Raw genomic sequence first — 26816 nt, 5'->3', positions numbered from 1 at the left:
AGTCACGTGCGGTCGTCCCACTCTGACGACCGCGCTGAGGATGGCGAGAACCGTTCAGAAGGCTCGTCCCGGTCGAGCGGGCCCCATTGTCCGGGCTGTTCGGTGACGATGCGGCAGGCGTCCGTGATCACCTGGTCGGCGATCCAGCCGAGCGGTTCGATCTCCGTCACCAGCGGTTCGTTGTCCGGCCCGCGGGCCGTCTCCGAGCCGTGCAGGACCCAGGGTCGGGTGCGAGCGTCCTTGACGTGCGGCAGGTGGCAGTAGTCGTACAGTCGCCGGGCCACCCAGACCCGCACGGGCCGCTCACCCCACCAGTCCTCAAGGTCCATCGGGCTGGCCGACAGGCCCGGCAGCTTGATCCCGGTCAGATCATCCGTACTGCTCGTCTTCGGCAGGTCGCGTTGCGGCCCGCGAGACCAGCGCACGTAAAGACCGCGGCGGCGGGTTACGAGCCGGGCGAGCTCATCAAGGCTGCTGAACGTCGGCAGGTCGACGGTCTTCGTCATGGTGAGGTGGGGCGGTGCCGCAGGTAGTCAGGCGGTCAGAACGGAGTCGTCTTCGGTACGAGCTCCGGGCAGCCGGTGGCGGGCGGCGACGAGGGCGGCGTCGATGTCGCGGGTGCCGGTCGACACGCACAGCGTGTAAGCGACGTCTTCCATACGCCGTCGCGCCTCCTCGGTGCCGTCCTCGGCGTGCAGGGCGCGCAGCGTCTCGTACTGCTCGATGAGGTTCTTCAGCACGACGGGGTGTGCCAAGAGCATCGGTAGCCTCCCTTGTCACCATTGCTCACGTGGGTCATACAGCGATCCGTATGCCCCGGGCCTCCGTCGCCAATCAGGTGTGTTCCCGCACTCGGCGACCACGAGGTCTGGGGGCCCGTGTCGAGCTCAGTCGGTGGACAGGGCCTGGAGCAGGTCGCCGACCTTGGGGTCGGGCAGGGAGCGGGCGACGTCGGCCTGAGCGACCATGCCGACCAGGTCGTGCCCGTCGATCACCGGCAGGCGGCGCACCTTGTGTTCCGTCATGGTGCGCAGGATCTCCTCCACGTCGTCGTCGGCGCCGATGGTCACGGCCTCGCCCTGGGCCAGGTCGCCGGCGGGGCAGGTCGAGGGGTCCTTGCCCGCGCCCAGAACCTTCACGACGACGTCCCGGTCGGTCAGTACGCCCTTGAGTTTGTTGTCCGTGCCGCAGATCGGCAGGGCGCCGACGCCGAGATCCTTCATCTTGCGGGCCGCGTCGAGCACCGTTTCCTCGGCGCCGATGCACTCGGCTCCGCCCGTCATGATGTCCCGTGCCTTCGTCATCAGATTTCACTCCCTGTGGTCGGCCGGCCGTCCCTGATCACCGGGTCAGCGAACGGTCGCGTTCGGTGGCTGTGGGCGCGGGTTCCCCGCAGTCACCCGCCGTAACGCTCGCGGCGGCCCTGACCTCACCGCACTGGCAGCGGCACGCCAGCCCAGCAGAGCGGGGCCCGCCTGCCATCGACGCCGGGCTGCGTGGTCACGGCTTGTGATGTGATCCGGTCGGCTGGATGCTGGTACGGAACGGGGGCAGGCGTAAGATGCCACTGCCCGCTGCACACACCGGTGAGCGCCATGACCTCTTCCACGCATCCCAGCCCTGAGTCGCTGCTGACAACGACCGATGAGCTGGTGAAGGAACTGCAGCGCGTGCGGGCGGAGAACAGACAGCTCAAGCAGGCCCTCTCCTCCCACGCGCTGGTCGACCAGGCCATCGGCGTCCTGACCGCCTTGGGCCAGATCAGCCCCAGTGACGGGTTCACGGTCCTACGGGAAATCTCCCAGCACACCAACGTCAGACTCTCCGTCGTGGCTGAGCACCTCCTCAAGCACGCGCAGGGCGCGGCGCTGCCTGACCTTCTGCTCGGAGAACTGCACGCGGCCCTGGCCCGCCACGCCGGACCACCCGCTGCTCCCTGACTGCGTGCGGCCGACTGGTCCCGTACGGGGCAGCGTCAGGCGGCAGCGCATCCGAGGCCGGGCGCGTCCAGGAGGGCGACGCCGACGCTGATGCGTTTGCCGACCGGCTCGCGTTGCGCCTCGAAACTCCGGGCGACGGCCATGACGATCTCCAGACCGTGTTGTCCCACCCGGCCGGCATCTGCGGCACGGGCAACCGGCAGCACCGGATCGGAGTCCCACACCGAGACCTCCACCGACTCCTCCGTAAGGCGTAGGGTCATCCGTATCGGGCCCGGTGCGTACTTGCGGGCGTTGGTGACCAGCTCGCTGACCACCAACTGCGTGAGATCCGTGGCCCGCTGCGACACCGGCACATCGTGCTCGGCCTGCGCCTGGACAAGGAAGGCCGCGGCCTGGTGACGGGCTTGGGCGATGCATGGTCCGTCGCCGGTCAGCGACACAGTGAAGTGTGCCGGCCGACCACCCAGCGCCGTTTCGACCTGCTCCGTCGAATCCGGTCCCACCTCGGCTGCCCTCATGTTGCCCCCCGTTCACATAGCTCGGCCTCTACGCGGGTTGCTGCCAGCCATGCCACACGAGTCCTGTAACCCTCGCCACGCTGCGAAGCGGCCTCTGTCACGCCGGGTGACGCCACGGCAGGGCCTGGGTGTGCCAGGATCACTGGCATGGCGGAGGGAAAGCCGGCGGGCATCGAACGCGCCGAACAGACTGGCCGGTTGTCGGTCGGTGGCTACGGCCACCGATGGCATCCGCGTCGTGTCGCCCCCGGATCGTGATCGACATGCGCCAGGTCACCTTCATGGACTCCTGCGGCATCAACATCTTCATCGCCACTCACCGTACGGCCAGCGAGGCCGGCGGCTGGCTGCGTCTCGCCGCACCCGGCGAGGCGGTGAAACGCACGCTGAGCCTCGTTGGTGTCGACGCCGTGATCGACTGTCAGTACGGCTGCTCCTCTGTACTGCTCACTGTTGAGGGCAGCCTGCTCGACCACCTGAGCACGACCCTCCAGGAGTACCAGGACGGTGTCGTCCGACGGAGCGGCAAGCAGCTCCCTGACCAGGACCTCGCCGATCCTCATACGCTCTCCCTTGCTGGTGCCGTCTGCAGACCGCGCGTCCCGGGCCCATGAGCACGGCCCGGGACGCGGCTGCTTCAGACCTACTTGCCCATGGCCTTGCGCACGGTGTCCTTTAGTGCGGTCCATGAGAGCGGCGATCGGTCCGAGGACCATCTTCTTCGCCCTGCCCCCGCGTGTGCGGAGCGGTCTCGCCACGCTTCTTCTCCCGTCGGACCACCGTCCCGGCGCTCGCCGTGCCCACACATGCCAGGGCCGCCCATTGCGCCAACCCCAGGTGCTCGTCGAGAACCAACACTCCTGCGAGACCCGCACTCGCCGGCTCAAGACTGGCCAGCACGCCCACCGTTCTCGTCGGCAGTCGCCGCAGCGCTGCCAACTCCAGCGAGTACGGAAGCACCGCCGAGAGCACCGCCACTACAATCCCGGCCAGCAGCACTTGGGGGGCAAGCAGGTGCGTCCCTTGCTCCACTGCCCCCAGCGGCACTGTCAGCACCGCCGCCCAGGCCAACGCCAGGGCCAGCGAGTCTCCACCCGTGCTCCTGGCCGCTGCTGTCTTGCTCAGCAGCAGGTAGACGGCCATAGAGATCCCTGAGGCTAAGGCGAGAAGCACGCCGCCGAGCGGGAAGTGGGCACCGTGCGGGGCGTAAATGAGCCACACGCCGCCTCCGGCCAGGACGGCGCAGCCCGCGTCGCGGGGGCGGTGCGAGGTGAGCAGCGCGAGGGTGATCGGCCCAAGGAGTTGCAGTGCGCTGGCCAGTCCCAGAGGCAGGAGGGTCAATGCGGGATAGACCAAGTTCATCCCCGCGATGGCCGTGCCGAAGCCGAGTACCAGTCCCGTGTCCGTACGGCTGCGCGGCAGCGAAGGGCGGTACAGAAGCAGCAGGATCACTGCGGCCAGTCCGAGGCGCAGAGCCACGACTCCCGGAGCGCCGACAGTACCGGAAAGTTGTTTACCGATGGCCTGCCCGAACTGGATGCTCAGCACGCTCCCCAGCATCAGAGCGGGAGCGGGAGGTTTCGTCATGGTTCCAGGCTTGGCGCTGCAATCATCCGCGTCCAGCAGATGTTTGTGGATAAAACCGTTTAGGCTGGCCTACATGATTGACCATCGGCTGCACGTTCTACGAACACTGGCCGAGCACGGAACAGTGACCGCCACCGCGGCCGCCCTGCACCTGACCCCCTCAGCCGTCTCCCAGCAGCTACGACTGCTGGCCCGTGATCTCCAGGTGGAACTGCTACGACCAGAGGGACGGCGGGTGCGGCTCACACCGGCCGCAAACATCGTGCTCCGGCACGCCGACATCCTGCGGATGCAGTGGGAGGCGGCCCAGGCGGAACTCGCTCAACAGAGCGTGGCTCTCCGCGGCACGCTGCGCCTGTGTGGGGTGTCCTCCGCGCTGGCCGCACTCGCGGCCCCAGCCGTCGCCGAACTGCGCAAGACCCACCCCATGGTGGAGCTACTGATCAACGAGGAAGAGAGCGCTGAGTGCTACCGGCAGTTGCTCGCTGACGAGGCGGACGTGGCCCTGGTGCTACCCGGCCCGGACGCGCCACCCGTCACCGACGCCCGCTTCGAACAGGCACCGTTGACGACCGACCGCCAGGACCTCTTGGTCGCCGAAGGCCACCAGCTCGCCCGGCCCGAAGGAATCCGACTGACGGAAGCGGCCGATCAAGCCTGGATCGTGAAGAAACACAAGAACGACACCTACCCGCTGGTGTTAGCGGCGTGTGCAGCCGCTGGCTTCACTCCCCGCATCGTCCACCAGGTCAAAGAGTGGTACGCAGTCTCCGCACTCGTCGCGGAAGGGCTCGGCGTCTGCCTCATGCCAAGGATCGTGCCACTGCCCCAGCACGCAGTTACCCGGGTCCCCCTGGTGGGTGAACCGGTCCCCGTGCGGCAGTTGTTGACTGCCGTCCGACGCGGCAGCACTGGCCATCCCCTCGTCAAGGCCGGACTGGCAGCGCTGCGCACCACCGCCTCGACGCGCTCCGTTGGCAGCTGACAGCACGTAGTAGAAGGGCACGGCGCAGCGACGACGTGGTTCGGGCCAGTCGGCTGTGGCGCGGCTGATTTGCGAAACAAGCCGATTCCAAAACTTCGGAGCGCAGTGGCAAAGACACCTCGCCACCACGTCCATGCGCGTCTGAGCCCCCCGGAAGACCAGTGCGCAAGCCTCCACGAGTGCCCGGACCCCACGGTCGCATCCGTCGGCGGATGTAGCCGGGATGCGGGGTAGAAGGAACGAGGTGCGTCGGCTGAGCACTGGACGGCAGCCGAGCGCCGTACGAGCCGGAACGTCCCTCGTGGAGCGGGCCGGTCGGCAGTCGAACGCCAGCCGTCAGCCCACCGGCCGCGGTGCGCCGTGGACCGGTGCCGGAACACGAACGGATTCGATGACGAACCCGCTGCGTACGAGGCTCGGCAGGCGGTTCAAGGGAATGCGCAGGTCCTGTTCGGGCACCTCATACTCCAGCCGTGCCAATCGTGGCCCGAGGGCCCCAAGCAGAGCGATCGTGATGTCCTCCCCGGGGCAGCGGTGGCCGGCGGTGCGGTTGCCGCCGCCCTGCGGGACCAGTTCGTCGCGTTGGGGCGGCCGGTCGAGAAAGCGGTCGGGGTGGAAGGCATACGGCTCGTCCCACAGGTCGGGGTCATGGTTCTGCCCGTACAGGTCGAGCAGGATGAGCGCACCGGACGGGATCGACTCTCCCCGCCACTCCAGGTCGGTGACGGCCCGGCCGCCGAGGAAGGGGGCGAAGGGGTAGAAGCGCCTAAGTTCGTGTGCGAACGCCACGGCGTACGCGGGGTCGTCCTCGCGCAGCCGCTCCCGGACGTCGGGCCTGGCACGCAGGGCGTGACCGGCGTAGGCGACGAACCAGCACACCGCCACAGTGGGACGGATGACGTTGAGGAGTTCCACCGCGGCGGTGTGCGGGGCGAGGAGCCCGCCGTCGGCGTCCCGGTGGCGGACCACCACGTCCAGCACCGACCCGACCGGTGCGGTGACCTTCCCTTCCCGCACGTCCTCGACCAGGCGTCCCAGCCACGCCTCGCACCGGGCCCGTGCACGGCGAGCCCGCCAATGGCGCGGTCCCGGCGTGGCGAAGCCGTCGACCATGGCGACCAGGTCCCGGGCGACGGACCACGCGTCGCCCAGGGGGACCCCGGCCCACTGGCAGACACCTCGGGTGAGTATCCGGCTCGCCTCATCGAACAGCACGACCGACGGACGGCCGGGCCACGACTGCACAACCGCGTCCCACGCCGCAGCGACGTGTTCCACCAGGCCGGTGACCGCCTCAGGGCCGGTGAGCAGCGACAGGAACATCCCCTTGCGTACCCGGTGGTCCTGCCCGTCCAGGGTGTGCACGGCTCCATGACCGAACAGTGTGCTCAGCACCGGCCCGGGAAGCGCCGTCCCGCGCTCCACATGGCGCTCGTCGTAGAAGAACCGCACCGCTTCGGGGCCGTGCAGGGCGACGGCGTGCTGCCCCATCAGCCGGGCCCGCACCAAAGGGCCGGCAGTTCGGCGCCGGCGGTCCGGCAGCCACGCGTATCCTTTGGCGAGGACGGCGAGCGAGCTGTCGACGATCGGGGCACGAGGATTCCGATTCATGGGTCCGTGGGTCCCCGCCACCGCCCACCGGAAACGCGGCCCGCTTACGGTCACTCGGACCGGGGGTGCCCTGTGACTTATGTGTTCCGCTGCCACCGTGAGCGGGCCTCCCGCGCCGACTACCAGTGATCCGGGGTGGGTAGTCGCGGCACAGGCCGCGATCACCGCTGGCAGACGTCAGTCGCCGCTGAGGCGACCTCTGTGCGAGCGGAGCGTCGGGTGGTGGTGTCGTCAGCCGGATGGGCCAGGCTGCTCGGGGTAAAACGGATGTGGCTCCTGCTGCCGGGAGCCGGAGCATGCCCGGATTACGGGCTGTTCCCGGGCATCAACGATGAACGAAGGATCGACAGTATGGCCAGCGGTACCGTCAAGTGGTTCAACTCCGACAAGGGCTTCGGCTTCATCGAACAGGACGGTGGAGGCCCGGACGTCTTCGCGCACTACTCCGAGATCCAGGGCGGCGGGTACCGCGAGCTGACGGAGGGCGAGCACGTGACGTTCGAGATCGGGCAGGGGCAGAAGGGCCCGCAGGCACAAAACATCGTCCGGGGCTGACCGGACGCCGCGGTGTCAGTGCGTGGATCACTCGTATGGAAGCGTGACGCAGCGGGCGCAGGAGGCGTTCTTCAGTGTGTCACTGCATGGTTCTGCTCGCCCCACGACGGAACGCGTGCGGACAGACGGCCCCGACTCCGCGCCCGGTCTCGGGGCCGTCGTGTTCTTCGTTGGGCCGGGCGGGTCTCTGGCGACACCCATGCGGGCCAAGGGCGTACATACGGCGCGTCCCAGCTGCGCGGGGTACCTGCTGGTGGGCACCGTCGTCCCGGACCCGTCCGCCGGGCGCCCACCACGAGGAGGATTCCGATGGCCCAGCAGGTCCATGCGGTGATGACTGCCGGTCCGCTGACGGTCGCTCCAACTCGCCGGCGCACCAGGTGCCCGTCCGGATGAGGGACGAACACAGGGGCGCCGTCTTGGTCGTCGCATCGGTCGGCTGCGCGGCGTCACCGAGCGGGATCTAGCGGTGTGGGTCCTGGCCGATGGCGGTGAGGTGCCGGGCCGGACCGTGAGTGAGGCGTGAAGCAGCGAGCTGAACCGGTGGCTCCCGAGGATGATGGGTTTTGGCCACGGCCGTACGTCTGCTCGACCTCGGCTTCTTCCGCATCGGCAACGACCGTTACACCGAACTGAACAACAGTTACGGCCTCACCACACTGCTGCGCGAGCACTCCCGCTGCCAGGCAGGTGCGGTCCTGTTCACCTACACGGGAAAGCACGGCAAGGAGATCGTCCAGACCGTCGCGGACCCCGCCGCCTGCCGCAGCTCACCGCACTTCTGCGACGCCGGCGCGGTGGTGATCGGCTCCTGGCCTACTGGGAGCAGCGCTCCTGGCACACCGTGACCGGCGAGGACGTCAACGCGTATCTCAAGAAACTGGCCGGTGTCGAGGTCACCGCCAGGGACTTCCGCACCTGGCACGCCACCGTCATGGCCGCCGTCGCACTGGCCGTCTCCCAACCCGTCGCCCGCAGCGAGAGCGCCCGGCGCCGGGCCGTCGCCCGGGCAGCGCGCGAGGTGGCTGGCTATCTCGGCAACACACCCGCGGTCTGCCGCGCCTCCTACATCAATCCACGGGTGATCGAGCTGTACGAGGAGGACGTGACGGTCGTCGGCGCGCTGCCTCAGCTGGGTGACGAGGGCGCTTACGGCGTCCCCGCCACCCAGGGTTCCGTGGAACGGGCGGTGCTGCGCATGCTCCGCAACGAACACCCGTTTCGAAGGCAGTGAGCAGTCTTGTTGTGCTCGAGAACGGATTTCAGTCCCGTAGGACGAGAAGGGCGGCGACCGGCCGCGCGAGACGGCGTGCCGATCGCCTCCCAAGGGCGTAGCGTCCTCTTAGGGCCCGCATGCTGGAGGTGTATTCGTGACCAGCGCAGGTGATCCAGTCGCCGACGGTGAGCTGGACGCCGTTTTCGCGGACACGGCGCGCCGGACCGGCGCGTCGATCGGTGCCCTGTATCTGCTCGCGCCTGATGAGAAGTTCTTGCGGCTGGACGTGCTGTGCGGGGCCCCGGCCGAGTTCGCCGCCCCCTGGTCGAAAGTTGCGGTGGCCGCTCCCGCACCGGTGGCCGTCGCGTTCCGCGAGGAACATCTGGTGTGGGTGGGCAGTCAGGAGGAGATGGTCCGCACCTACCCGCGCACGTCGGTCGTGCTTCCCTACCCGTTGGTCCTGGCCGCCGCGCCGGTCACCGGCACCCGCAGGTGGGGCGCGTTGCTGCTGATGTGGCCGGCCACCCGTCCGCCGTACATGACCGGGCGGGAGCGTGGTCACAACACGGCCAGCTGCCGGCGTCTGGCCCGGCTGCTGGAGGAGGCCGCCGAGCGTGGCAGGCTCCCGTCCGGCGACGAGCTGCTTCGCGTCGTTCCTCTCGCCCCAGAGGACCGGTCCGACAGCCGGGCGATGGCCGCCGCCGACTTCGCGGAGCGCCTGCCCGGCGGGAGCTGCGCGCTGAACCTCGAGGGGCAGGTCACCTACGTCAGCACCGGCGCCTGTGACCTGCTGGACTGCGAAGCCGGCCGGCTGCTTGGCACGGTGCCGTGGCAGTCCCTGCGCTGGCTCGACGACCCTACCTACGAGGACCGCTACCGTGCCGCGGTGCTCAGCCGCGAGCCCGTCTCCTTCACCGCCTGTCGTCCCCCGGCTCACTGGCTGGAGTTCCACCTCTACCCGGACGCCAGCGGAATCAGCATCCGTATTGTCCCCAGCGGTGCACAGCCCCCGCCCGAACCGGCGTCGAGCCACTCCGCGCGTCCGGCTACTCCGGCCCGCGCGGGCAGGCTCTACCAGCTCACCCACCTGGCCGCCGGACTGACCGAGGTCGTCGGAGTACAGGATGTCGTCGCCCTGGTCGCCGAACAGGTCATGCCCGCCTTCGGCGCCCGGGGCCTTCCTGTCCACAGCGGAGGCCGGCCGGCTGCGGATCACCGGATACCGCGGCTACGACCCCCAGATCATCGAGCGCCTCGACGGTCTGTCCGTCGATACCGACTTCACCCCGGCCGGGCGCGCCCTCAGCAGCGGAGTCCCCGCGTTCTTCCGATCCTGAGGAGATGCGCCGGCTGTACCCCGCGGCCCCTCAGGTCAGCGGAAAACAGGCATGGGCCTTCCTTCCCCTGATCATTTCCGGTCGGCCCGTCGGCTGCTGCATCCTGTCCTACGACCACCCCCGCGCGTTCCCGGCCGAGGAACGCGCCGTCATGACCTCACTCGCCGGTCTCATCGCCCAGGCGCTCGACCGTGCCCGCCTCTACGACACCAAGCGCGAACTTGCACACGGCCTCCAGCAGGCGCTGCTTCCTCGCGCCCTTCCCGAGATCGCCGGTCTGCGCGTCGCCGCCCGCTACCTCCCCGCGACCCGGGGCATGGCCATCGGCGGTGACTTCTACGACCTGATCCGGCTTGGCGACACCGCCGCCGCGGCCGTCATCGGCGACGTTCAAGGGCACAACGTCGCCGCCGCAGCCGTGATGGGCCAGGTCCGCACCGGCATCTACGCCCACGCGACCGTCGGCACGTGCCCCGACCAGATCCTCGCCAGAACCAACCGGCTCCTCGCCGACCTTGCCCCCGACCTCTTCACCAGCTGCCTCTACGCCCGCCTCGACTTTGCCTGCCGACGCGTGACGCTGGCCAGCGCCGGCCATCCGCCACCCCTACTGCGCTTGGCCGACGGCGACACCGGTCCCGCCGACGTCTCGCCCGGCCCCCTTCTGGGAATCGACCCTGAGGCCGTTTTCCCCTGACCGAGATCACCCTCACCCCGGGCTCGATGCTGGTCTTCTACACCGACGGCCTCATCGAGAAACCGGGGATCGATCTCGACGTCGCCATCGCCGGTCTCGCGCACCATTTCGCCCAGGCCGACGAAGGGGACCTCGACCTGCTCATCGACCACCTGCTCAACAAAGCCGGCACGGATGGGCAACGTGCCGACGACATCGCTCTCCTGGTCCTTCACCGCGACGCGGTGCACCACGACGCGGGTTGACCGCACGACGGCCGCATGCTTCGGGTGGCTCCTCAGGGGAACCCGTCGCTCAGAGTAAATTTCCGGAACGAGACAGGTGTTCACACATGTCCAATCCACAGCAGCCAGAACAGCGACGCAGTCAGAAGGGCGGCGGCACGCCCCAGCAGAGCGGCGAGAACAAGGCCCGCGAGATGGAGGCGAAGGGCCGCAGCGCCCACGGCACGGACAAGGGCGACAAGGGCGGCGGAGAAGGCGGCGGAGTGCCGCCGGACCAGCAGACCGAGCACCCGTAACCCTCCCGGCGACCTGTCGCAGTCACCGATCCACCCGAGAAGGGAGATGCGCAATGCCGGCCGGATCGAGCTCCAAGCGTGAGCGCCAGTACGAACACATCAAGGAGGGCGTCGAGGACCGCGGGGCATCGTCGAAGCGCGCCAAGGAGATCGCCGCACGGACGGTCAACAAGGAGCGGGCCAGGTCGGGCGAGTCGAAGAGCGCCAGCAAGACCTCGACGCGCGACCCCAAGTCGGCATCCCAGCGCGGCGGGCAGCGCTCACACAGCGGCGCGCAGGGCCCCACCAAGGACCAGTTGTACGAAGAGGCCAAGAAGCGCGGTATCCAGGGCCGCTCCTCGATGAGTAAGAAGCAGTTGGAGAACGCCCTGGGCCGCTGACCCGCGGTTCCACGCTGTCGACTGGAAGACGGACGGGGCCTGACTGCGTGCGCGGCCTGCCCTACGTGATGGTGCAGCAGGCTTCTGCCGTCGAAACGTTCGCGCAGCACACCCGGCAACCAGGTGTAACTCTGACGGGAGTCAGCGCGGAACGGTCGATATGTGGGGGCAGGTAAGGAAGGGGTCGGCGAGGGACTCGGTGAAGACGGCTGTGGCGGACATGGCTCAGCGTCCCGCCTCGCGGTGCAGTCTCCACGCCTTCTCGCGCAGGTCGGCGTCGAGGAGCAGGTCTACGGCCGTGCAGGCCAGCGCACCGGTTACGGCTACGAGCACGTCGCGGGCCCGCGGAGAGGCGGCTGCCGTGGCGAACTCGGGGGTGTGGTCGGATCCATCGTTCATGATGGCGACGAAGGGATGGATGGCGGGCACGCGTGTACTGACGTTGCCGATGTCCGACGATCCCAGGTAGACGCCCGGCTCGGGCGGGGTGAGTTCGATCCCTGCCCCGGACAGGTGTCCGGCGAACGTCTCGGACAGCGGGCCGCTGTCACGGAAGTGCTCGTAGCGGAGCGTGGCCCGTTCCACCTCGGCCCGGGTGCCCGTGGCGTGGGCGACGCCCTCGGCGGCGGTGCGCAATTGCCCGGTCAGATCCTCCAACTCCTCGTTCGTCGCCGCCCGCAGGCCGAACAGGCCCTCCGCGTACTCCGGGACGATGTTGGTTGCCCTGCCCCCGTCGGTGACGATTCCCTGGATGTGGGAGGCCGCCGGCAGACGCTTGCCCAGGGCGGTCAGCACGTTGAACAGCTCGACCAGCGCCAGGAGAGCGTCGACGCCCTCGGTCGGGTTGCCGGTGGGGTGCGCGGCGCGGCCGTGGAAGGCCACCCGGTATTGCACCTGGGCGGTCAGCGGGGCCCGCGTCCAGTCGTACACGCCGGGGTGGAACATCAGCGCGGCGTCGACGTCGTCGAACACGCCGGCCTCCACCTCCAGGGCCTTTCCGCCCCCGCCCTCCTCGGCCGGCGTTCCGACTGCCATGACGCGTCCGTCTGAGGCGTCCAGCACCGCGTTCAGTGCGAGTGCCGCGCCCAGACCGGCGGCTGCGATGAGGTTGTGCCCGCAGGCGTGGCCGAGTCCCGGCAGGGCGTCGTACTCCAGCAGCAGTGCCACGGCGGGGCGGCCGTGGCCCGAGCGGGCGGTGAACGCGGTGGACATCCCGGCCGTCCCGCGCTCGACCTCGAAACCGGCCCTATCCAGCGCGTCCGTCAGCAGCGCCGCGGCCCGGTGCTCGGAGAAGGCGTGCTCGGGGTGGGCGTGCAGCTCGAGGGCTGTCTCCCACAACTGGTCTGCCCGTTCCGCCACCTCCGCGCGCAGCCTGTCGTGGACGTCGGCATGCACATCGCCGCCGGACGGCATACGGGTCACCTGGCCTCCTCGGATCAAGGTGCGGTCGTCGGTCTTCGCGCCCTGCACCACCGGGTGCCGTCAACCGGGCGTCGTAACACCTCCGGGTTTCGATCCGGGACATCGGTGCAACACGTCCGGTGCGCGCTCGGACGACGCAGAGCGAAGTCGCCGTGCCGGAAACGGCCGGGCGGAGGACGACCGCTGGGAGGAACGATGGATCACTCGCGGGTACCCGTGCTGGAGGCGCTCGAGGAGTTCCGGCGTCGTGGGGACGTGGTCTTCGGCCCGCCGGGGCACAAGCAGGGCCGAGGCGTGGACCCGCGGGTGGCAGACATCGTCGGGCTCGACGTGTTCCGGTCGGACGTATTGTCCCTCAACGGACTGGACGACCGCCGCCAGTCCCAGGGCGTGCTCGGCCAGGCCCAGGAACTGATGGCCGACGCGGTAGGGGCCGAACACGCGTTCTTCTCCACCTGTGGCAGCTCCCTGTCGGTCAAGACCGCCATGCTGGCCGTGGCCGGTCCCGGCGAGAAGCTCCTGCTGTCCCGCAACGCGCACAAGTCGGTGATCGCGGCCGTCGTCGTCAACGGTGTGGAGCCGATCTGGGTGCATCCGAAGTTCGATGCCGAACGGCACCTGGCGCACCCGCCGGAGCCCGAGGACGTCCGGCGCCGCCTTCAGGAGCACCCGGACGCCAAGGGAATGCTGCTGATCACTCCCACCGACTGGGGCACCTGTGCGGACGTGGCGGGCGTGGCCCGGGTCTGCCACGAGTTCGACGTCCCGCTGATCGTCGACGAGGCGTGGGGGGCCCACCTTCCGTTCCATCCCGAACTGCCGGCCTGGGGCATGGACGCCGAGGCCGACCTGGTGGTCACCAGCGTCCACAAGATGGGCGGGGCCATCGAGCAGAGCTCCGTCTTCCACCTCCAGTACGACCGGGTGTCACCGGAGGCCCTCAAGCAGCGGGAGGACCTGCTGGGCACCACCAGCGCCTCCTCCCTGGTCTACGCGACTCTCGACGGCTGGCGCCGTCAGATGGTCGAACACGGACACGACCTCCTGGACGCCGCGCTGCACCGTGCGGAGCGCATGCGGTCGGCCGTCGGTGATCTGCCCGGTCTACGGCCCATGGGCGGAGAGGTCGTCGAGGAGGGGTTCGCCGCCGCGTTCGACCCGCTGAAGATGGTGATCGACGTACGGGAGCTGGGCATCAGCGGCATGCAGGCGGCCGAGTGGCTGCGGGCGAACCGGCATGTGGACATTGGCGGCTCCGACACCTGCCGGATCAGCGCGTCCATCACGCATGCCGACGACGACGAGACCGAGAAGGTCCTGCTGGACGCCCTGCGCGCGCTCGTCGAGGGCGCCGGCTCCATCGAGAAGCAGCCGCCGGTGCACCTGCCCGAGCCCTCGGCCCTGGAACTGGAGCAGGCGATGCTGCCGCGGGAGGCGTTCTTCGCCCCGGTGGAGCACGTGCCCGCCGAGCGCGCGGCGGGACGGATCGCCGCGGAGACGATCAGCCCGTACCCGCCGGGGGTGCCCGTCGTCGCTCCCGGTGAAGTCATCACCGACGAGGTGTTGGACTACCTGCGCAGCGGTGTCGAGCACGGGGTCCTGATCCCGGACGCGGCCGACCCTTCGGTCAGGACGCTCCGTGTGGTGGCGCGGGACTGACGACGGTTGACCGAAGACGTTCCCGGACGATCGGGCCCGAGGTTACTCGTTCGCCGTTCCCTGGTCCCGGGTGCCGCCGACCGCGTCGGCACCGGCCTGTCACCGGAGCGAGCGACGACGCAGCCCGGTATGGCGACACTCGACATTCTCCGCCGGCAAGTGATGGGAAGACCGCCCTGCGATCGCCCCGGTCGGCGACTGTCGCCCCTCCGGTTGCAGTCGAGGGGAATGTCGAGAGCCCTGCGCGCGGCGTTACACACGAATGGTGCCGGGTACCGATGATGCGGCTGGAGGGCCGGCGCCGGATGCAATGGAGGAGCTGGGGCATGGACGTTTCGGTGGACCGCATCGCGCAACCGTGGGGCAGTCGCACTCCGTACGGGCGGCACGAGGCGTGGCCGGTACGGGTGGACACGCACCTCGCGGAGGGCGTCGCACCGGGCGACGTGCAGCGCTGGGTGCGGGCCGCCTCGATCCTGCACTCCGATGGTGACGCGATGGACATCGCGGTCATGGACGGCCGCATGGTGGGAGTCCGGGGCCGCGCGCAGGACCGGGTCAACCACGGCCGTCTCGGGCCGAAGGACCTCTTCGGCTGGCAGGCCAACGCCTCCGCGGACCGGCTGCGTCGGCCCCTCGTCCGCCAGGACGGCCGTCTGGTCGAGACCGACTGGGCGACCGCGATGGAGCGGATCGTTTCCCGGTCTCAGGAACTCCTGGACGACAAGGGCCCGAGCTCGATCGGTTTCTACACGTCCGGCCAGCTGTTCCTTGAGGAGTACTACACACTGGCGGTGCTGGCCCGGGCTGGAATCGGGACGAATCACCTGGACGGCAACACCAGGCTGTGCACCTCGACGGCCGCGGAGGCGCTCAAGGAGTCCTTCGGCTGCGACGGCCAGCCCGGCAACTACGACGACATCGACCACGCGGACGTCATCGCCCTCTTCGGACACAATCTGGCCGAGACCCAGCCGGTGCAGTGGATGCGCATCCTCGACCGGCTCGACGGAGACGACCCGCCCCGCCTGATCTGTGTGGACCCCCGGCCGACTCAGGTGGCACGCAGGGCCGTCGTGCACCTGGCCCCGCGCATCGGGACGAACGTGGCGCTGCTCAACGCGCTGCTGCACGAGATCATCCGCACCGGTCGGGTCGACCACGACTACGTCGCAGCTCGCACCGTCGGCTTCGAGGAGCTGGAAGCCCGGGTTGAGGAATGCACACCCGCGTGGGCCGCCGAGATCTGTGACGTGCCGGCCGCGCGCATCGAGGAGGCGGCGGAGATCCTCGGTTCGGCCGACCGTCTGCTGTCGACGGTGCTGCAGGGCGTCTACCAGTCCCACCAGGCCACCGCCGCCGCCGTGCAGATCAACAACATCCACCTGCTCCTCGGCATGCTCGGCCGGCCGGGAGCGGGCATCCTGCAGATGAACGGGCAGCCCACAGCCCAGAACACCCGGGAGTGCGGCGCCAACGGTGACCTGCCGGGCTTCAGGAACTGGCAGAACGACCAGCACGTGGCGGACCTGGCGAAGGTGTGGAACGTCGTACCGAAGCAGATCCCGCACTACGCGCCGCCCACCCACGCGATGCAGATGTTCCGCTACGCCGAGCAAGGCTCGATCCGCATGCTGTGGATCAGTGGCACCAACCCCGCCGTCTCCCTGCCGGAACTGTCCCGCATCCGATCGATCCTGTCTCAAGAACGGCTGTTCGTCGTGGTGCAGGACCTGTTCCTGACCGAGACCGCCCAACTGGCCGACGTGGTGCTGCCCGCCGCGACGTGGGGCGAGAAGACCGGCACATTCACCAACGCCGACCGCACCGTGCACCTGTCCGAGAAGGCCGTCGACCCACCGGGTGAGGCCAAACCGGACCTGGACATCTTCCTCGACTACGCCGCCCGCATGGACTTCCGCGACAAGGACGGCGGTCCGCTGGTCCACTGGCACGACCCGGAGTCGGCCTTCGAGGCGTGGAAGCGGTGCAGCGCGGGCCGGCCATGTGACTACACCGGTCTCACCTACGGCAAGCTGCGCGGTCCTTCCGGCATCCAGTGGCCGTGCAACGAGCACGCCCCGCAGGGGACGGAACGCCTGTACACCGACGGCATCAGCTGGGCGCACCCCGACGTGTGCGAGAACTACGGCAAGGATCTCGTCACCGGTGCCTCGGACAGCGTGGTGGAGTACCGCTCCCTCAACCCGGACGGCAAGGCCATGGTCAAGGCGGCCGCCTATCTGCCGCTCCACGAGATGCCCGACGAGGAGCACCCGTTCCAGCTGACCACCGGCCGGACGCTGTACCACTTCCACACCCGCACCAAGACCGGGCGCGCCCCACAGCTGAACACCGCCGCCCCCGACGTCTGGGTGGAGGTGTCGGCGGCCGACGCGGCCGAGCGGGATCTGCACGAGGGCGACCTGGTGGACGTCTCCACGCCGCGCGGCACTCTGCGGGGACGGGTCCGTGTCACGGACATCCGCCCGGGACTGCTGTTCGTGCCGTTCCACTACGGCTACTGGGACACCCCGGCCGGCCACGGTCCGGACGAGAACACACCCGGCCGCGCCGCCAACGAGACGACCATCACCGACTGGGATCCGGCCTCCAAGCAGCCGCTGTTCAAGACCGCCGCTGCGGCCCTCACCCTCGTCGCACGCGGCGACGGCCGGACCGCCCCCGCGCCCACCACCACCGCGTCCGCGCCGTCAGCGACCGGCAAGGCCGGCGTCCCCCCGACGCAGGGCGGACCCACCGCGCAAGTCACGCAGTCCGCCGAGGCCACGTGGCACGGCCGTGAGGAGGGCACCCGGTGAACGGCGTTACCATGGTCCTGCGCGCGCTGCACCACGGCGAGAAGCACCTCGCCGAACACCTGACCACGGTGGCGGAGCGCCACCGCACCGAGCACGAGATCCACCACGTCGCCACCGATCTGGCCCTCTGGTCCCGTGAACACGTCCAACGACTGGCCGACACGGGCCGCCACTACGGCCTGACCCTCGACGAATCTCCCGACGTATCCGACCCAGGCGTCCTGACGATGCTCCGGGAGAAGGCGGCGGAGGCCGTGGGACGCCGACCCGAGCCCGGTCTGCTCCTGCTGCGCGACCTGCGTGACCTGCACGTGGGAGCCACCGAAAACTCCCTGTACTGGGAAATGCTCGCCCAGGCCGCCCAAGCCACCCGGGACGACCGGATCCTCACCCTCACCGCGCACTGCCACCCGCAGACCCTGCGGCAGATGCGCTGGACCAACACCATGATCAAGAACCTTGGCCCGCAGATTCTGACCAGCCTCTAGCGCCGGTCGGGACACCGACGTCGACTCCATCCCGGTGGGTCAGCACGCCGGTGGGCTTCCGGCATTCCGCCCCGACGGCCCGGAAGGCGGCCGTCTTCTCGTGCCGGGCTTGGAACAACCTTGATTCGTTGTGCGTGCGTCCCCAGGCAGCAACGGTCCGGCTATGCGGGAAACGTCGACCCCGTGGGGCCCGGCTCGGCCGCGCGGGCGTCAGCCGAGCCGCGCGGGCGTCAGCCGAGCCGCGCGGGCGTCAGCCGAGGGAGGCAAGCAGGTCGTTGCACGCCTCCTCGCAGCGGCGGCACGCCTCGGCGCAGACGCGGCAGTGCTCGTGCCGCTCGGCGTGGCTCGCGCACTCGTCACCGCAGGCTTTGCAGACGGTGGCGCACGCCGTGAGGACGGCCCGGGTAACGTTGGCGTCGTAACCCGTGTGGCGGGAGAGGACGGCGGCCGTCGCGGCGCAGACGTCGGCGCAGTCGGCGTCGGTCCTGATGCACGTGGTCAGTTCGGCGACCATCTCCTCCGACAGGCAGGCGTCCGCGCACGCCGTGCACGCCTGAGCGCAGGCGACGCACTCCTCGATGCAGTGGGCGAGCTTGTCACGATCCACACCGCCCAGGGCGGCGGGGTAAGCGGCGAGCATGTCCCGGACAGCAGCGTTCATGCGAGTCTCCAGTAGGGGGCTCGGGGCGGGGGCGAGGTCAGTCGGTGGACAGGGCCTGCAGCAGATCACCGACCTGGGGGTCGGGCAGGGAACGGGCGACATCGGCCTGGGCGACCATGCCGACCAGGTCGTGCCCGTCGATCACCGGCAGGCGGCGCACCTTGTGCGCGGACATGGTGCGCAGGATCTCCTGCACGTCGTCGTCGGCTCCGATGGTGACGGCCTCACCTTGGGCCAGTTCCCCGGCCGGACAGGTGGCCGGGTCCTTGCCGGCACCCAGGACCTTCACCACGATGTCCCGGTCGGTCAGGACACCCTTCAGCTTGTTGTCGGTGCCGCAGATCGGCAGGGCGCCGACCCCGAGGTCCTTCATCTTGCGGGCCGCGTCCAGCACCGTCTCTTCGGCACCGACGCATTCGGCTCCGCCGGTCATGATGTCTCGCGCCTTGGTCATGGACTCCCCTTCTTCGGCGTGCCGCCTCCCGCACGGGGGCCGAGGGGCGGCGGTTGAACTGATGCGACATGTGTTCCCGAGTGCCAGGGCTGGTAACGGGCTCTTTCCTGCTCTTCCGCTCACCGCGTGCGTGCGCAGCCTGCGCGTGACGGTCCTGCGACTTCCCCCCAAGGCGTGGCACGAGGCGCGGCGGTTACCCGTCTGTCATGACTGACACACGGCCACTCGCCCTGATCACCGGCGCGTCCAGCGGAATCGGCCACGAACTGGCCCGGCAGTTCACGCACCACGGCTACGACTTGGTGGTGAACGCCGAGGACGAAGCGCTGGAGTCCGCCGCCCAGGACCTGCGGGAGTCGGGAGCGGAGGTCAGCGCGGTGCGCGCCGATCTCCGGACCGGCGAGGGACGCTTCCGCCTCCTTGACGCGCTCGACGGACTGACCGTCGACGTCGCCGTCCTCAACGCCGGGGTGGGCCGGGGCGGCGCCTTCGTGGACACCGATCTCGCCGACGACCAAGAGGTCATCGACCTCAATGTCACCGCGACCGTGCGGCTGGCCAAGCCGCTCCTGCGGGCCATGGTGGCGCGAGGAGCGGGCCGGCTCGCTTTCACCTCGTCCGTCGCCTCGACGATGCCCGGTTCCTTCCAGCCCGTGTACAACGCGTCCAAGTCGTTCGTGCAGTCCTTCGCCCAGGCACTGGCGGAGGAGGTGAAGGACACCGGTGTGACGGTGACTGCCTTTATGCCGGGACCGACGGATACGGCCTTCTTCGACCGGGCGGGCATGGCGGACGACACGCGGATCGGCACCATGAAGAAGGACGATCCGGCACAAGTGGCCGAGCAGGCGTTCGAAGCGATCGTGACGGGCGAGGGAAAGGCCGTGACCGGGTCGTTGAAGACCAAGGCACAGGAGCTGGCGGGGAAGGTATTGCCTGACGGGGTCAAGGCGGCGGCCCACCGGCGACTGGCGGAACCGGGAACCGGCAAGGCCCCCGAGCAGCCCTCCTGAGGGGCGGACGGGCGTCGCCGCGCCCGTCCGAGGTATCTGTTCGGCGGCGCCGAGTCCCCGGTATCCGTTGCCTGACGGGAGGGCCCCACCCTCTGACGGGCGCGGAGGGCGGGGCCGACAGTACACAGCGCTCGGACCGGCGTACCACAGGCCGGTCCGAGGAGAAGCCGCTGGCGGGCAGCTCGCCCGCTCAACGGTGCGCAGCGCACACGGGCGTCGGCGTGCGCTCACTCGTCGTCCGCACGTTCCGTACGGCGAAGCCGCTGCGCACTCGCGCCGGGATACGCCGCAGGGAAATCCTCAGGTCCTGGTCGGGGACGGCGTAGTCGAGATCGGAAAGACGAAGCGCGAGAGCTTCGAGCAGTCCGATGGTCAGCCCTTCCCCGGGGCAACGGTGACCGGTGCGTGACTCGCCGCCGCCCTGCGGGACCAGTTCGTCCCGCTCGACAGCGTGCCCGAGGAACCGCTCGGGGCGGAAGACGAACGGGTCGCCCCACAGCTTCTCGTCGTGGTTCTGGCCGAAGACGTCGAGCAGCACCATCCCACCGGCCGGCAGCGACACCCCCCGCCAGGCCAGATCGCGGACGGCCAGGCCGCCGAGGAACGGCACGAACGGATAGAAACGACGCACCTCGTGCACGAACGCGGCGGCGTAGGCGGGGCCGCCGCCGCGCAGCCGCTCACGCTGGCCGGGCTGCAGATGCAGCGCGTGCGCCGTGTTGGCGACGAACCAGCAGACCGCGACGGTGGGACGCAGGACATTCAGCAGCTCGACCGCGGCCGTGTGCGGGTGGAGCAGTTCGCCATCTGCCTCCCGGTGCTCGCACACGGCGGCGAGCACCGATCCGTCAGGGGCCGCTGCCTCGCCGCCGCGCACGTCCGCGACCAGCTGGGTGAAGCGCTGCTCCTGGCGGCTGCGGGCACGGCGCGCTCGCCAGTGCCGTGGCCCGGCGGTGGCGAAGCCGTCGACCATGGCGACCAGGTCGCGGGCAAGGTCCTTCGTCTCTTCGGTGTCCTCGTCGAATGGAACGCCCGCCCAGCGGCACACGCCGCGGGTGAGCACCACGCTCGCCGCGTCGAACAGCACGGTCTGCTCCGCCCCGCCCCACTCCCGGACCGCATCGTCCCACGCGGCCGTCACGTGGTCGACGAGACCGGCGATACGGTCAGGGTGCAGCAGCGGCAGGAAGAACTCCTTGCGGGCGCGGTGCGCATCGCCGTCGAGCGTGTGGACGGCGTCATGACCGAACAAGGTGCTCAGCACAGGCCCCGGCAGGGCGCCGCCGCGACGTGCGTTCTCCTCGTCGTAGAAGAACCGCACCGCTTCCGGTCCGCGCACGACGAGCGCCAGCTTGCCGAGCACCCGGGTACGGGCCACGCCGTCGGAGCGTTCCCCCAGGACACCGGGCAACCAGGAGTAGCCCTGGATGAGAGCCGGCAGGGAACGGTCGGTCAAGGGCGCGGTGGGCATCGGGTGCCCCCGCCCGTGGCCGGGACACGTGGTGGTCGATACAGGAAAGCCGGACAGTGAGGCGCCGGAGGCGTGGGCCGGCCGATCCCCCTGCGTGGACTGAAGCGCGGTCTGTGCGTGCGCGCCGGTGACACCGTCACCGCTGATCGGTATGCCAACGCCCTCGCGCTGGGGGGCGGGCGTGGAAGCATCGGCGGACCAGATCGCGGACCCTCCCTCTATGGGCAGGACAAGGCGTCGGCCTCGAGCATCAGCATGTCAAGGTTGGGTTGAAACTCCGCGTCGCCCACCGGGGAGCCGTCCTCCATCTTCCAACTGGACACCGGTCTCCCTGGAGGGTCCGTACCCGCACAGCATCGATGGGATGGCCACTCTCATCGGGGTCCTGAGGCGCGGTCCTGGTTGGCGACGAGCGAAACATAGACCGTGATCGCCGGTTGGCCAAACCGGCGATCACGGCAATCCTTGGAGGGGCTCGTCAGCCCCCGGGCTTGGTGTTCGACATCAACACAGAAGGCTGCGCTGGGGCTCCCACACTCCAAGGAAAGCGAGTAGTCCTGTCTTATCCGATCAAGAAGCTTGCCCCCAATGCCAAGGGGAAGGTTCGGTACCGGTTCGTGGTCGATGCGGGCCCCGATCCGGTCACGGGGAAGCGTAAGCAGGTGACCCGTACGTTCGGGACGCTGAGGGAGGCGAAGGCGGAGTACGCGAGCATCGTGCATCGTCGCTACGAGGCAGCGCGCGCACCGCTCAGTCAGGTCACGGTGGACGAGTGGCTTGGCTGTCCATGAAGGCGGAGGATCTGGAAGAGAGCACTTCCTACAGCTACACCATGACCCTGGCCCGGGTCCGCGGAAGGCTCGGGCACATCCGTCTTCCGGACCTCACCGAGGAACATGTGGCGGCATGGATGCGATGGGCGCTCCAGGAGGGGCGTGGGCGGGGAGGGAGGCCGGGCACCGGCCTGGGGGCGACCTCGGTCGAGATGTCGCTGGCCCGGTTGAAGGAAGCGCTCGACCGGGCGGTGACACGGGGCCTGGTCGAGGTGAACGTCGCTCGTGAGGTGACCGTTCCCCGTAAGGCACGCAAGGCAGAACGCAGGGCCAGCGCGGCAGTGCTGCCGTGGAGCGTCGCGGAAGTACGCGCCTTCGTTCGTGCGATCGCAGGTGACCGTCTGCAGGCACCCTTCCTCCTGGCTCTGATGGGTCTTCGGCCGGCGGAGATCTGTGGCATGCGCTGGGCGGACGTCGACCTGGACGGAGCCACCGTGTCCATCACCAACACCCGGACGGTCATGGGGAACGACATCGTGGTAGAGAAGGACACCAAGTCACCCGCGGGTGAGCGGCAACTTCCGCTGCCGGCTCCGGTAACGGCTGCCTTGACCGCGTTCCGGGCTGCTCAGGCAGACGAGAAGACGGTGGCCGGGCACGGGTACGAAAACAGCGGTTACGTTCTCGTAGACGCTCGGGGCAGAGCGCTCAACGGACGCCAACTGCGTGAGCGGGCCTACAAGGTCATGGACCGCAGCGGGCTGCGCCGGGTCCGTCTGTACGACGCCCGTGCGAGCTGCCTGACGTACCTGGCAAACCAAGGGGTCTCGGACCATCTCCTCGCCCGGTGGGCCGGCCACGCCGACGCTCGGACCACGAAGCGCTGGTACGTGAAGCCGGATGTGGAGGACCTGCGGCCGGCGGCGGACACGTGGGGAGGTCTGGCGAGTGGCTCCGCCCCCGTTCACGAAGAGAATGTGAGATGTGGGAGCGTGAACGGGTGAGTGAGAAGAACGTCGACATCCTGCAATACCGCTTTGACGGGCCGGAACAGGCCCCGGTCCTGGTCATGGGGCCGTCCCTAGGTGCTACATGGCACATGTGGGACCGGCAGGTCCCCGAGCTGGCGCAGCAGTGGCGGGTGTTCCGTTTCGACCTGCCCGGACACGGGGGCGCCCCGGCCCACGCGGCGGGCTCCGTCGCCGACCTCACCGCGCGTCTGCTGGCCACGCTCGACGGACTCGGCGTGCACCGCTTCGGCTACGCGGGCTGTGCGCTCGGCGGCGCCGTCGGCATCGAGCTGGCCCTGCGCCACCCCGAGCGTCTGGCCTCCCTGGCGCTGATCGCCGCGTCGCCGCGCTTCGGCACGGCCGACGAGTTCCGCCAGCGCGGCGTCATCGTCCGGACGAACGGCCTTGACCCCATCGCCCGCAGCGCGCCCGAGAGATGGTTCACCGGAGGCTTCGCCGCGGCGCAGCCCGCGATCACCGAATGGGCCGTGCAGATGGTGCGGACCACCGACCCCGGCTGCTACATCTCCGCCTGCGAGGCGCTCGCCGCCTTCGACGTGCGCGGCGAACTCGGGCACGTCGGCGTGCCGACCCTGGTCCTCGTCGGCTCCGACGACCAGGTCACCGGCCCCGCCGAGGCCCGCACCCTGGTCGCCGGCATCCCCGACGCCCGCCTCGCCGTGGTCCCCGGCGCCTCCCACCTGGTCCCGGTCGAGCAGCCCGCGGCCGTCACCGACCTGCTGGTCCGGCACTTCAACACCGCCTGGCAGACCGCCCACGACGCGTCCACGGGCCAGATCCCGGTCCCGCCCGCCGTTCACTCCGCCGTCCACGCCGCTCCCGCCACTCCCGCCGCACCCGCCGTGCACGCCGGCCCCGCCGGCTCCGCGGCCCCCGTCCAGCCGGCCCTGGCCGCCGCGCCGGCACCCGCACCGGCGGCCCCCGCACCGGCGCAGGCCGCCCCCGTGCCACCGCAGGCCCTCGGCGTGCCGCCGCAGGCCGCGCCCGTGCCGCCGAGGACCGGGCCCGTCGCCGAGATCGCCCCGGCCGTCGTACCGCCGCATGCGCACGCGCAGGGGCGGCCCGACCCGTACGACGCGGGACTCAAGGTCCGCCGCGAGGTGCTCGGCGACGCGCACGTCGACCGGCAGCTGGCGCAGGCGGACGACTTCTCGGGGGACTTCCAGGAGTTGCTCACCCGCTACGCCTGGGGCGAGATCTGGGACCGGCCGGGACTGGACCGCCGCACCCGCAGCTGTGTCACCCTCACCGCCCTGGTCGCGGGCGGCCACCTGGACGAGCTCGCCTTCCACGTCCGGGCCGCCCTGCGCAACGGCCTCACCCCGGACGAGATCAAGGAAGTGCTGCTCCAGGCCGCCGTCTACTGCGGCGTACCGGCGGCGAACAGCGCCTTCCGGGTGGCGCAGCGGGTCGTCCGGGAGGAGACCACGCCGCCGGAGTGAGCGCGCGGGGCCGTTCGCGCGACCGTGCGGTGCGGCGGCAGGATGGGGTCATGAGGTTCACCAAGAAGTCGCACTCCTGCGTCCGCCTCGAGAAGGACGGACGGACGCTCGTCCTCGACCCCGGCGGATTCAGCGAGGAGGACGCCGCCCTCGGCGCGGACGCCATCCTCGTCACCCACGAGCACCCCGACCACTTCGACGAGCCGCGACTGCGCGCCGCGATGGAGAGCAACCCGGCCGCCGCGATCTGGACACTGAGGTCCGTCGCAGAGAAGATCTCGGCGGCGTTCCCGGGCCGCGTGCACACCGTCGGCCACGGCGACACCTTCACCGCCGCCGGCTTCGACGTCCAGGTCCACGGCGAGCTGCACGCGGTGATCCACCCGGACATCCCGCGCGTCACCAACATCGGGTTCCTCGTCGACGGCGGCACGGTCTTCCACCCCGGCGACGCCCTCACGGTCCCCGACCACCCGGTCGAGACGCTGATGCTGCCCGTCATGGCCCCCTGGAGCAAGATCTCCGAGGTCATCGACTACGTCCGCGAGGTGAAGCCGCAGCGCGCCTACGACATCCACGACGCCCTCCTCACCGACCTCGCCCGTCCCGTGTACGACCGCCAGATCGGGCAGCTGGGCGGCTCCGAGCACCTGCGGCTGACCCCGGGGGAGTCCGTCCGGGTGTGAGCGGCCGGCCGCCCCGCGGCCGTACCGGGCGGGACCCGGTTGTCAGACCCGCCCGGTAGGTTGGGGGACATGCGCATCGCCACCTGGAACGTGAACTCGATCACCGCCCGCCTGCCGAGGCTGCTCGCCTGGCTGGAGAGCAGCGGCACCGACGTGCTGTGCCTCCAGGAGGCCAAGGTCGCCGAGGAACAGTTCCCGTTCGACGAGCTGCGTGAGAAGGGCTACGAGGCCGCCGTGCACGCCACCGGCCGGTGGAACGGCGTGGCGGTGCTCTCCCGCGTCGGCCTGGCGGACGTCGTCAAGGGCCTGCCCGGCGACCCGGGCTACGAGGGTGTGCAGGAGCCCCGCGCCATCTCGGCGACCTGCGGCCCGGTCCGCGTCTGGTCGGTGTACGTGCCCAACGGCCGCGAGGTCGAGCACGCCCACTACGCCTACAAGCTCCAGTGGTTCGAGGCACTGCGCGCGGCCGTCGCGGGCGACGCGACCGGCAGCCGGCCGTTCGCCGTCATGGGCGACTACAACGTGGCACCGACCGACGACGACGTCTACGACCGCGCCGCCTTCGAGGGCTCCACCCACGTCACCGCCGCCGAGCGCGCCGCTCTCGCCTCCTTGCAGCAGGCCGGGCTGTCCGACGTGGTGCCGCGCCCCCTGAAGTACGACCACCCCTTCACCTACTGGGACTACCGTCAGCTCTGCTTCCCCAAGAACCGCGGCATGCGCATCGACCTGGTCTACGGCAACGAGCCGTTCGCCAAGGCCGTCACCGACGCCTACGTCGACCGCGAGGAGCGCAAGGGCAAGGGCGCCTCGGACCACGCGCCGGTCGTGGTCGACCTGGACGTGTAGGGCCCTCCGCGTCCCGTACGCCCGGCGGCGCCTGCTCCGCGTGCCCTGTGGTGCGCACGGCGGTACGAATGTCAGTCTGGGGGGATGAACATCCCCTTCCTGGGCAAGCGGCGCGAGCCCGACCGGGTCCACGACCCGGAGGGCATCGCCGAGCTGCTCGCCGACTGTGATCTGCTCCGCTCGCAGGCGTCGCAGGAGGGGATCGGACTCGACGACTCCGAGGCTTCGTTGGCGCGGCTCGACCAGATGCTGCCGCGCTGGCGCGCCGACGAGGAGATCATGGTCTGGCTCGGCAACGACGCGGGTCTCTACCTGGGGACCGTGATCGTGCGCACGGTGCCCGGTGCCGCCTGGGTCATCCGGGCCGACGGCCAGCCGGTCGTCCGGCTCGGCTCGGGCCGCGAGTTCGACGTGGTGGCGTCCGGCTGCGCCTGGGCCGCGGACGGCGTCCCCGAACTGTCACAGCTGTACGCCGAGGTCTCGGAGCCTTGACGCAGGGGGCCGGACCGGCGTCACGGACGGACCCGCGGGGGCCGGGAACTCACCCGGAAGATCACAGCATGCGCACCCATGTTCGGGGTATACGCCCTCTCGTCGGCCGATAAGGGACAGTGACAGGGCCGACCGACAGGGAGGGCACATCATGGCGACCACGATCGCGCGGGCTACCGAGCACCACCTCACCGGCGTGCCGGA

General features: G+C 69.9%; 29 protein-coding genes and 1 pseudogene. 20 read left to right on the top strand and 10 right to left on the bottom strand.

Going from position 1 to position 26816, the window contains the following annotated elements; translation table 11 throughout:
- Window positions 1–2 precede the first annotated feature (2 nt).
- The 3 genes from IEZ05_RS22565 to IEZ05_RS22555 all read right to left on the bottom strand — a co-directional run bounded on the left by IEZ05_RS22565 (window position 3) and on the right by IEZ05_RS22555 (window position 1304).
- The gene (locus tag IEZ05_RS22565; protein ID WP_229869814.1) at window positions 3–506 is read right to left on the bottom strand and encodes a DUF6098 family protein; all 504 of its coding nucleotides are present in this window, start codon (window positions 504–506) and stop codon (window positions 3–5) included.
- Between the two features lie 27 nt (window positions 507–533).
- Complete coding sequence (locus tag IEZ05_RS22560; protein WP_189232026.1) at window positions 534–761, bottom strand: DUF5133 domain-containing protein; 228 nt, start codon at window positions 759–761, stop codon at window positions 534–536.
- Between the two features lie 126 nt (window positions 762–887).
- A complete protein-coding gene (locus IEZ05_RS22555) occupies window positions 888–1304 on the bottom strand; it encodes a CBS domain-containing protein (RefSeq protein ID WP_189232025.1) in 417 nt (138 codons plus the stop codon).
- Between the two features lie 291 nt (window positions 1305–1595).
- Here IEZ05_RS22555 and IEZ05_RS22550 point away from each other — a divergent pair, with 291 nt between their 5' ends.
- A complete protein-coding gene (locus tag IEZ05_RS22550; protein ID WP_189232024.1) occupies window positions 1596–1940 on the top strand; it encodes an ANTAR domain-containing protein in 345 nt (114 codons plus the stop codon).
- A 35-nt stretch (window positions 1941–1975) separates the two neighbouring features.
- Here the strand turns inward: IEZ05_RS22550 and IEZ05_RS22545 are convergent, their stop codons facing one another.
- On the bottom strand, window positions 1976–2461 hold the full coding sequence (locus tag IEZ05_RS22545) for an ATP-binding protein (protein ID WP_189232023.1): 486 nt from the start codon (window positions 2459–2461) through the stop codon (window positions 1976–1978).
- 224 nt (window positions 2462–2685) lie between these two features.
- On the opposite strand from IEZ05_RS22545, the gene IEZ05_RS22540 reads away from it, so the two are divergent.
- On the top strand, window positions 2686–3075 hold the full coding sequence (locus tag IEZ05_RS22540) for an STAS domain-containing protein (RefSeq protein WP_189232022.1): 390 nt from the start codon (window positions 2686–2688) through the stop codon (window positions 3073–3075).
- 61 nt (window positions 3076–3136) lie between these two features.
- Here IEZ05_RS22540 and IEZ05_RS22535 read toward each other — a convergent pair whose 3' ends face one another.
- A complete protein-coding gene (locus tag IEZ05_RS22535) occupies window positions 3137–4009 on the bottom strand; it encodes an EamA family transporter (RefSeq protein WP_229869812.1) in 873 nt (290 codons plus the stop codon).
- A 112-nt stretch (window positions 4010–4121) separates the two neighbouring features.
- Here IEZ05_RS22535 and IEZ05_RS22530 point away from each other — a divergent pair, with 112 nt between their 5' ends.
- Entirely contained in the window at window positions 4122–5033 is a 912-nt protein-coding gene (locus IEZ05_RS22530) for a LysR family transcriptional regulator (protein WP_189232021.1), read from the top strand.
- 336 nt (window positions 5034–5369) lie between these two features.
- Here the strand turns inward: IEZ05_RS22530 and IEZ05_RS22525 are convergent, their stop codons facing one another.
- A complete protein-coding gene (locus IEZ05_RS22525; RefSeq protein WP_189232020.1) occupies window positions 5370–6644 on the bottom strand; it encodes a cytochrome P450 in 1275 nt (424 codons plus the stop codon).
- A gap of 351 nt (window positions 6645–6995) precedes the next feature.
- Here IEZ05_RS22525 and IEZ05_RS22520 point away from each other — a divergent pair, with 351 nt between their 5' ends.
- The 7 genes and pseudogenes from IEZ05_RS22520 (at window position 6996) to IEZ05_RS22500 (ending at window position 11349) form a co-directional block, all read left to right on the top strand.
- Window positions 6996–7199, top strand: coding sequence for a cold-shock protein (locus IEZ05_RS22520; protein ID WP_189232019.1), 204 nt, complete (start codon window positions 6996–6998; stop codon window positions 7197–7199).
- A gap of 566 nt (window positions 7200–7765) precedes the next feature.
- A complete protein-coding gene (locus tag IEZ05_RS36835) occupies window positions 7766–8047 on the top strand; it encodes a hypothetical protein (protein WP_268255217.1) in 282 nt (93 codons plus the stop codon).
- Complete coding sequence (locus IEZ05_RS36830) at window positions 8044–8433, top strand: site-specific integrase (RefSeq protein WP_268255216.1); 390 nt, start codon at window positions 8044–8046, stop codon at window positions 8431–8433. The genes IEZ05_RS36835 and IEZ05_RS36830 overlap by 4 nt, the downstream gene beginning before the upstream one ends.
- A 391-nt stretch (window positions 8434–8824) precedes the next feature.
- Window positions 8825–9823, top strand: a complete 999-nt coding sequence (locus IEZ05_RS36960; RefSeq protein ID WP_373298838.1) for a PAS domain-containing protein — start codon at window positions 8825–8827, stop codon at window positions 9821–9823.
- Window positions 9727–10694 (top strand): annotated as a pseudogene (locus IEZ05_RS36955) (SpoIIE family protein phosphatase); the annotation flags it as partial. The gene IEZ05_RS36960 and the pseudogene IEZ05_RS36955, both read left to right, overlap by 97 nt.
- Window positions 10695–10780: 86 nt before the next feature.
- A complete protein-coding gene (locus tag IEZ05_RS22505) occupies window positions 10781–10969 on the top strand; it encodes a hypothetical protein (RefSeq protein ID WP_189232018.1) in 189 nt (62 codons plus the stop codon).
- A 53-nt stretch (window positions 10970–11022) separates the two neighbouring features.
- The gene (locus IEZ05_RS22500; RefSeq protein ID WP_189232017.1) at window positions 11023–11349 is read left to right on the top strand and encodes a plasmid stabilization protein; all 327 of its coding nucleotides are present in this window, start codon (window positions 11023–11025) and stop codon (window positions 11347–11349) included.
- A 225-nt stretch (window positions 11350–11574) separates the two neighbouring features.
- Here IEZ05_RS22500 and IEZ05_RS22495 read toward each other — a convergent pair whose 3' ends face one another.
- Window positions 11575–12762, bottom strand: a complete 1188-nt coding sequence (locus IEZ05_RS22495; RefSeq protein ID WP_189232224.1) for an amidohydrolase — start codon at window positions 12760–12762, stop codon at window positions 11575–11577.
- A gap of 204 nt (window positions 12763–12966) precedes the next feature.
- Between IEZ05_RS22495 and IEZ05_RS22490 the strand changes: the two genes are divergently transcribed.
- From IEZ05_RS22490 to IEZ05_RS22480, 3 genes are all read left to right on the top strand, one after another.
- Window positions 12967–14430, top strand: a complete 1464-nt coding sequence (locus IEZ05_RS22490) for an aminotransferase class I/II-fold pyridoxal phosphate-dependent enzyme (protein WP_189232016.1) — start codon at window positions 12967–12969, stop codon at window positions 14428–14430.
- Between the two features lie 326 nt (window positions 14431–14756).
- Window positions 14757–17252 (top strand): molybdopterin oxidoreductase family protein, encoded by a 2496-nt coding sequence (locus IEZ05_RS22485; RefSeq protein WP_189232015.1) that lies wholly within the window; start codon window positions 14757–14759, stop codon window positions 17250–17252.
- A complete protein-coding gene (locus tag IEZ05_RS22480; RefSeq protein ID WP_189232014.1) occupies window positions 17249–17740 on the top strand; it encodes a hypothetical protein in 492 nt (163 codons plus the stop codon). Before IEZ05_RS22485 ends, IEZ05_RS22480 begins: the two co-directional genes overlap by 4 nt.
- Window positions 17741–17990: 250 nt before the next feature.
- On the opposite strand, the gene IEZ05_RS22475 is transcribed toward IEZ05_RS22480, so the two are convergent.
- Together IEZ05_RS22475 and IEZ05_RS22470 are read right to left on the bottom strand one after the other, a co-directional pair.
- Entirely contained in the window at window positions 17991–18401 is a 411-nt protein-coding gene (locus IEZ05_RS22475; RefSeq protein WP_189232013.1) for a four-helix bundle copper-binding protein, read from the bottom strand.
- Between the two features lie 37 nt (window positions 18402–18438).
- Window positions 18439–18855: a CBS domain-containing protein gene (locus IEZ05_RS22470; protein WP_189232012.1), complete on the bottom strand. Its 417-nt coding sequence runs from the start codon at window positions 18853–18855 to the stop codon at window positions 18439–18441.
- Window positions 18856–19061: 206 nt separating this feature from the next.
- Here IEZ05_RS22470 and IEZ05_RS22465 point away from each other — a divergent pair, with 206 nt between their 5' ends.
- Entirely contained in the window at window positions 19062–19868 is an 807-nt protein-coding gene (locus IEZ05_RS22465; RefSeq protein ID WP_189232011.1) for an SDR family NAD(P)-dependent oxidoreductase, read from the top strand.
- Between the two features lie 190 nt (window positions 19869–20058).
- Here the strand turns inward: IEZ05_RS22465 and IEZ05_RS22460 are convergent, their stop codons facing one another.
- A complete protein-coding gene (locus IEZ05_RS22460; protein WP_189232010.1) occupies window positions 20059–21339 on the bottom strand; it encodes a cytochrome P450 in 1281 nt (426 codons plus the stop codon).
- Between the two features lie 494 nt (window positions 21340–21833).
- On the opposite strand from IEZ05_RS22460, the gene IEZ05_RS37100 reads away from it, so the two are divergent.
- From IEZ05_RS37100 to IEZ05_RS22435, 6 genes are all read left to right on the top strand, one after another.
- Window positions 21834–22130 carry an Arm DNA-binding domain-containing protein gene (locus IEZ05_RS37100; RefSeq protein ID WP_373298837.1) on the top strand — a complete coding sequence of 99 codons (297 nt, stop codon included), beginning with the start codon at window positions 21834–21836 and terminating at the stop codon, window positions 22128–22130.
- Window positions 22112–23116 (top strand): tyrosine-type recombinase/integrase, encoded by a 1005-nt coding sequence (locus tag IEZ05_RS22455; RefSeq protein WP_229869811.1) that lies wholly within the window; start codon window positions 22112–22114, stop codon window positions 23114–23116. Before IEZ05_RS37100 ends, IEZ05_RS22455 begins: the two co-directional genes overlap by 19 nt.
- Window positions 23095–24585, top strand: a complete 1491-nt coding sequence (gene pcaDC, locus IEZ05_RS22450; protein WP_457852745.1) for a bifunctional 3-oxoadipate enol-lactonase/4-carboxymuconolactone decarboxylase PcaDC — start codon at window positions 23095–23097, stop codon at window positions 24583–24585. The genes IEZ05_RS22455 and pcaDC overlap by 22 nt, the downstream gene beginning before the upstream one ends.
- A 50-nt stretch (window positions 24586–24635) precedes the next feature.
- The gene (locus IEZ05_RS22445) at window positions 24636–25271 is read left to right on the top strand and encodes an MBL fold metallo-hydrolase (protein ID WP_189232008.1); all 636 of its coding nucleotides are present in this window, start codon (window positions 24636–24638) and stop codon (window positions 25269–25271) included.
- Between the two features lie 69 nt (window positions 25272–25340).
- Window positions 25341–26120 (top strand): exodeoxyribonuclease III, encoded by a 780-nt coding sequence (locus IEZ05_RS22440; RefSeq protein ID WP_189232007.1) that lies wholly within the window; start codon window positions 25341–25343, stop codon window positions 26118–26120.
- An 84-nt stretch (window positions 26121–26204) separates the two neighbouring features.
- Window positions 26205–26612, top strand: a complete 408-nt coding sequence (locus IEZ05_RS22435) for a DUF6278 family protein (RefSeq protein WP_189232006.1) — start codon at window positions 26205–26207, stop codon at window positions 26610–26612.
- The last annotated feature ends 204 nt before the right edge of the window (window positions 26613–26816 follow it).

Source organism: Streptomyces flaveolus (assembly GCF_014648815.1).
Taxonomy (GTDB): Bacteria; Actinomycetota; Actinomycetes; order Streptomycetales; family Streptomycetaceae; genus Streptomyces; species Streptomyces flaveolus.
This window is presented reverse-complemented; position numbering and strand designations above follow the sequence as displayed.

Bases quoted from the DNA above. Each gene is read 5' to 3' on its own strand.
- IEZ05_RS22560 (WP_189232026.1), bottom strand. From the start codon at position 761: ATGCTCTTGGCACACCCCGTCGTGCTGAAGAACCTCATCGAGCAGTAC.
- IEZ05_RS22445 (WP_189232008.1), top strand. From the start codon at position 24,636: ATGAGGTTCACCAAGAAGTCGCACTCCTGCGTCCGCCTCGAGAAGGAC.
- IEZ05_RS22545 (WP_189232023.1), bottom strand. From the start codon at position 2,461: ATGAGGGCAGCCGAGGTGGGACCGGATTCGACGGAGCAGGTCGAAACG.
- IEZ05_RS22550 (WP_189232024.1), top strand. From the start codon at position 1,596: ATGACCTCTTCCACGCATCCCAGCCCTGAGTCGCTGCTGACAACGACC.
- IEZ05_RS22485 (WP_189232015.1), top strand. From the start codon at position 14,757: ATGGACGTTTCGGTGGACCGCATCGCGCAACCGTGGGGCAGTCGCACT.
- IEZ05_RS22465 (WP_189232011.1), top strand. From the start codon at position 19,062: ATGACTGACACACGGCCACTCGCCCTGATCACCGGCGCGTCCAGCGGA.
- IEZ05_RS22540 (WP_189232022.1), top strand. From the start codon at position 2,686: ATGGCATCCGCGTCGTGTCGCCCCCGGATCGTGATCGACATGCGCCAG.
- IEZ05_RS22525 (WP_189232020.1), bottom strand. From the start codon at position 6,644: ATGAATCGGAATCCTCGTGCCCCGATCGTCGACAGCTCGCTCGCCGTC.
- IEZ05_RS22475 (WP_189232013.1), bottom strand. From the start codon at position 18,401: ATGAACGCTGCTGTCCGGGACATGCTCGCCGCTTACCCCGCCGCCCTG.
- IEZ05_RS22530 (WP_189232021.1), top strand. From the start codon at position 4,122: ATGATTGACCATCGGCTGCACGTTCTACGAACACTGGCCGAGCACGGA.
- IEZ05_RS22460 (WP_189232010.1), bottom strand. From the start codon at position 21,339: ATGCCCACCGCGCCCTTGACCGACCGTTCCCTGCCGGCTCTCATCCAG.
- IEZ05_RS22435 (WP_189232006.1), top strand. From the start codon at position 26,205: ATGAACATCCCCTTCCTGGGCAAGCGGCGCGAGCCCGACCGGGTCCAC.
- IEZ05_RS22500 (WP_189232017.1), top strand. From the start codon at position 11,023: ATGCCGGCCGGATCGAGCTCCAAGCGTGAGCGCCAGTACGAACACATC.
- IEZ05_RS22565 (WP_229869814.1), bottom strand. From the start codon at position 506: ATGACGAAGACCGTCGACCTGCCGACGTTCAGCAGCCTTGATGAGCTC.
- IEZ05_RS22490 (WP_189232016.1), top strand. From the start codon at position 12,967: ATGGATCACTCGCGGGTACCCGTGCTGGAGGCGCTCGAGGAGTTCCGG.
- pcaDC (WP_457852745.1), top strand. From the start codon at position 23,095: ATGTGGGAGCGTGAACGGGTGAGTGAGAAGAACGTCGACATCCTGCAA.
- IEZ05_RS22440 (WP_189232007.1), top strand. From the start codon at position 25,341: ATGCGCATCGCCACCTGGAACGTGAACTCGATCACCGCCCGCCTGCCG.
- IEZ05_RS22505 (WP_189232018.1), top strand. From the start codon at position 10,781: ATGTCCAATCCACAGCAGCCAGAACAGCGACGCAGTCAGAAGGGCGGC.
- IEZ05_RS22555 (WP_189232025.1), bottom strand. From the start codon at position 1,304: ATGACGAAGGCACGGGACATCATGACGGGCGGAGCCGAGTGCATCGGC.
- IEZ05_RS22470 (WP_189232012.1), bottom strand. From the start codon at position 18,855: ATGACCAAGGCGCGAGACATCATGACCGGCGGAGCCGAATGCGTCGGT.
- IEZ05_RS22520 (WP_189232019.1), top strand. From the start codon at position 6,996: ATGGCCAGCGGTACCGTCAAGTGGTTCAACTCCGACAAGGGCTTCGGC.
- IEZ05_RS36960 (WP_373298838.1), top strand. From the start codon at position 8,825: ATGGTCCGCACCTACCCGCGCACGTCGGTCGTGCTTCCCTACCCGTTG.
- IEZ05_RS22495 (WP_189232224.1), bottom strand. From the start codon at position 12,762: ATGCCGTCCGGCGGCGATGTGCATGCCGACGTCCACGACAGGCTGCGC.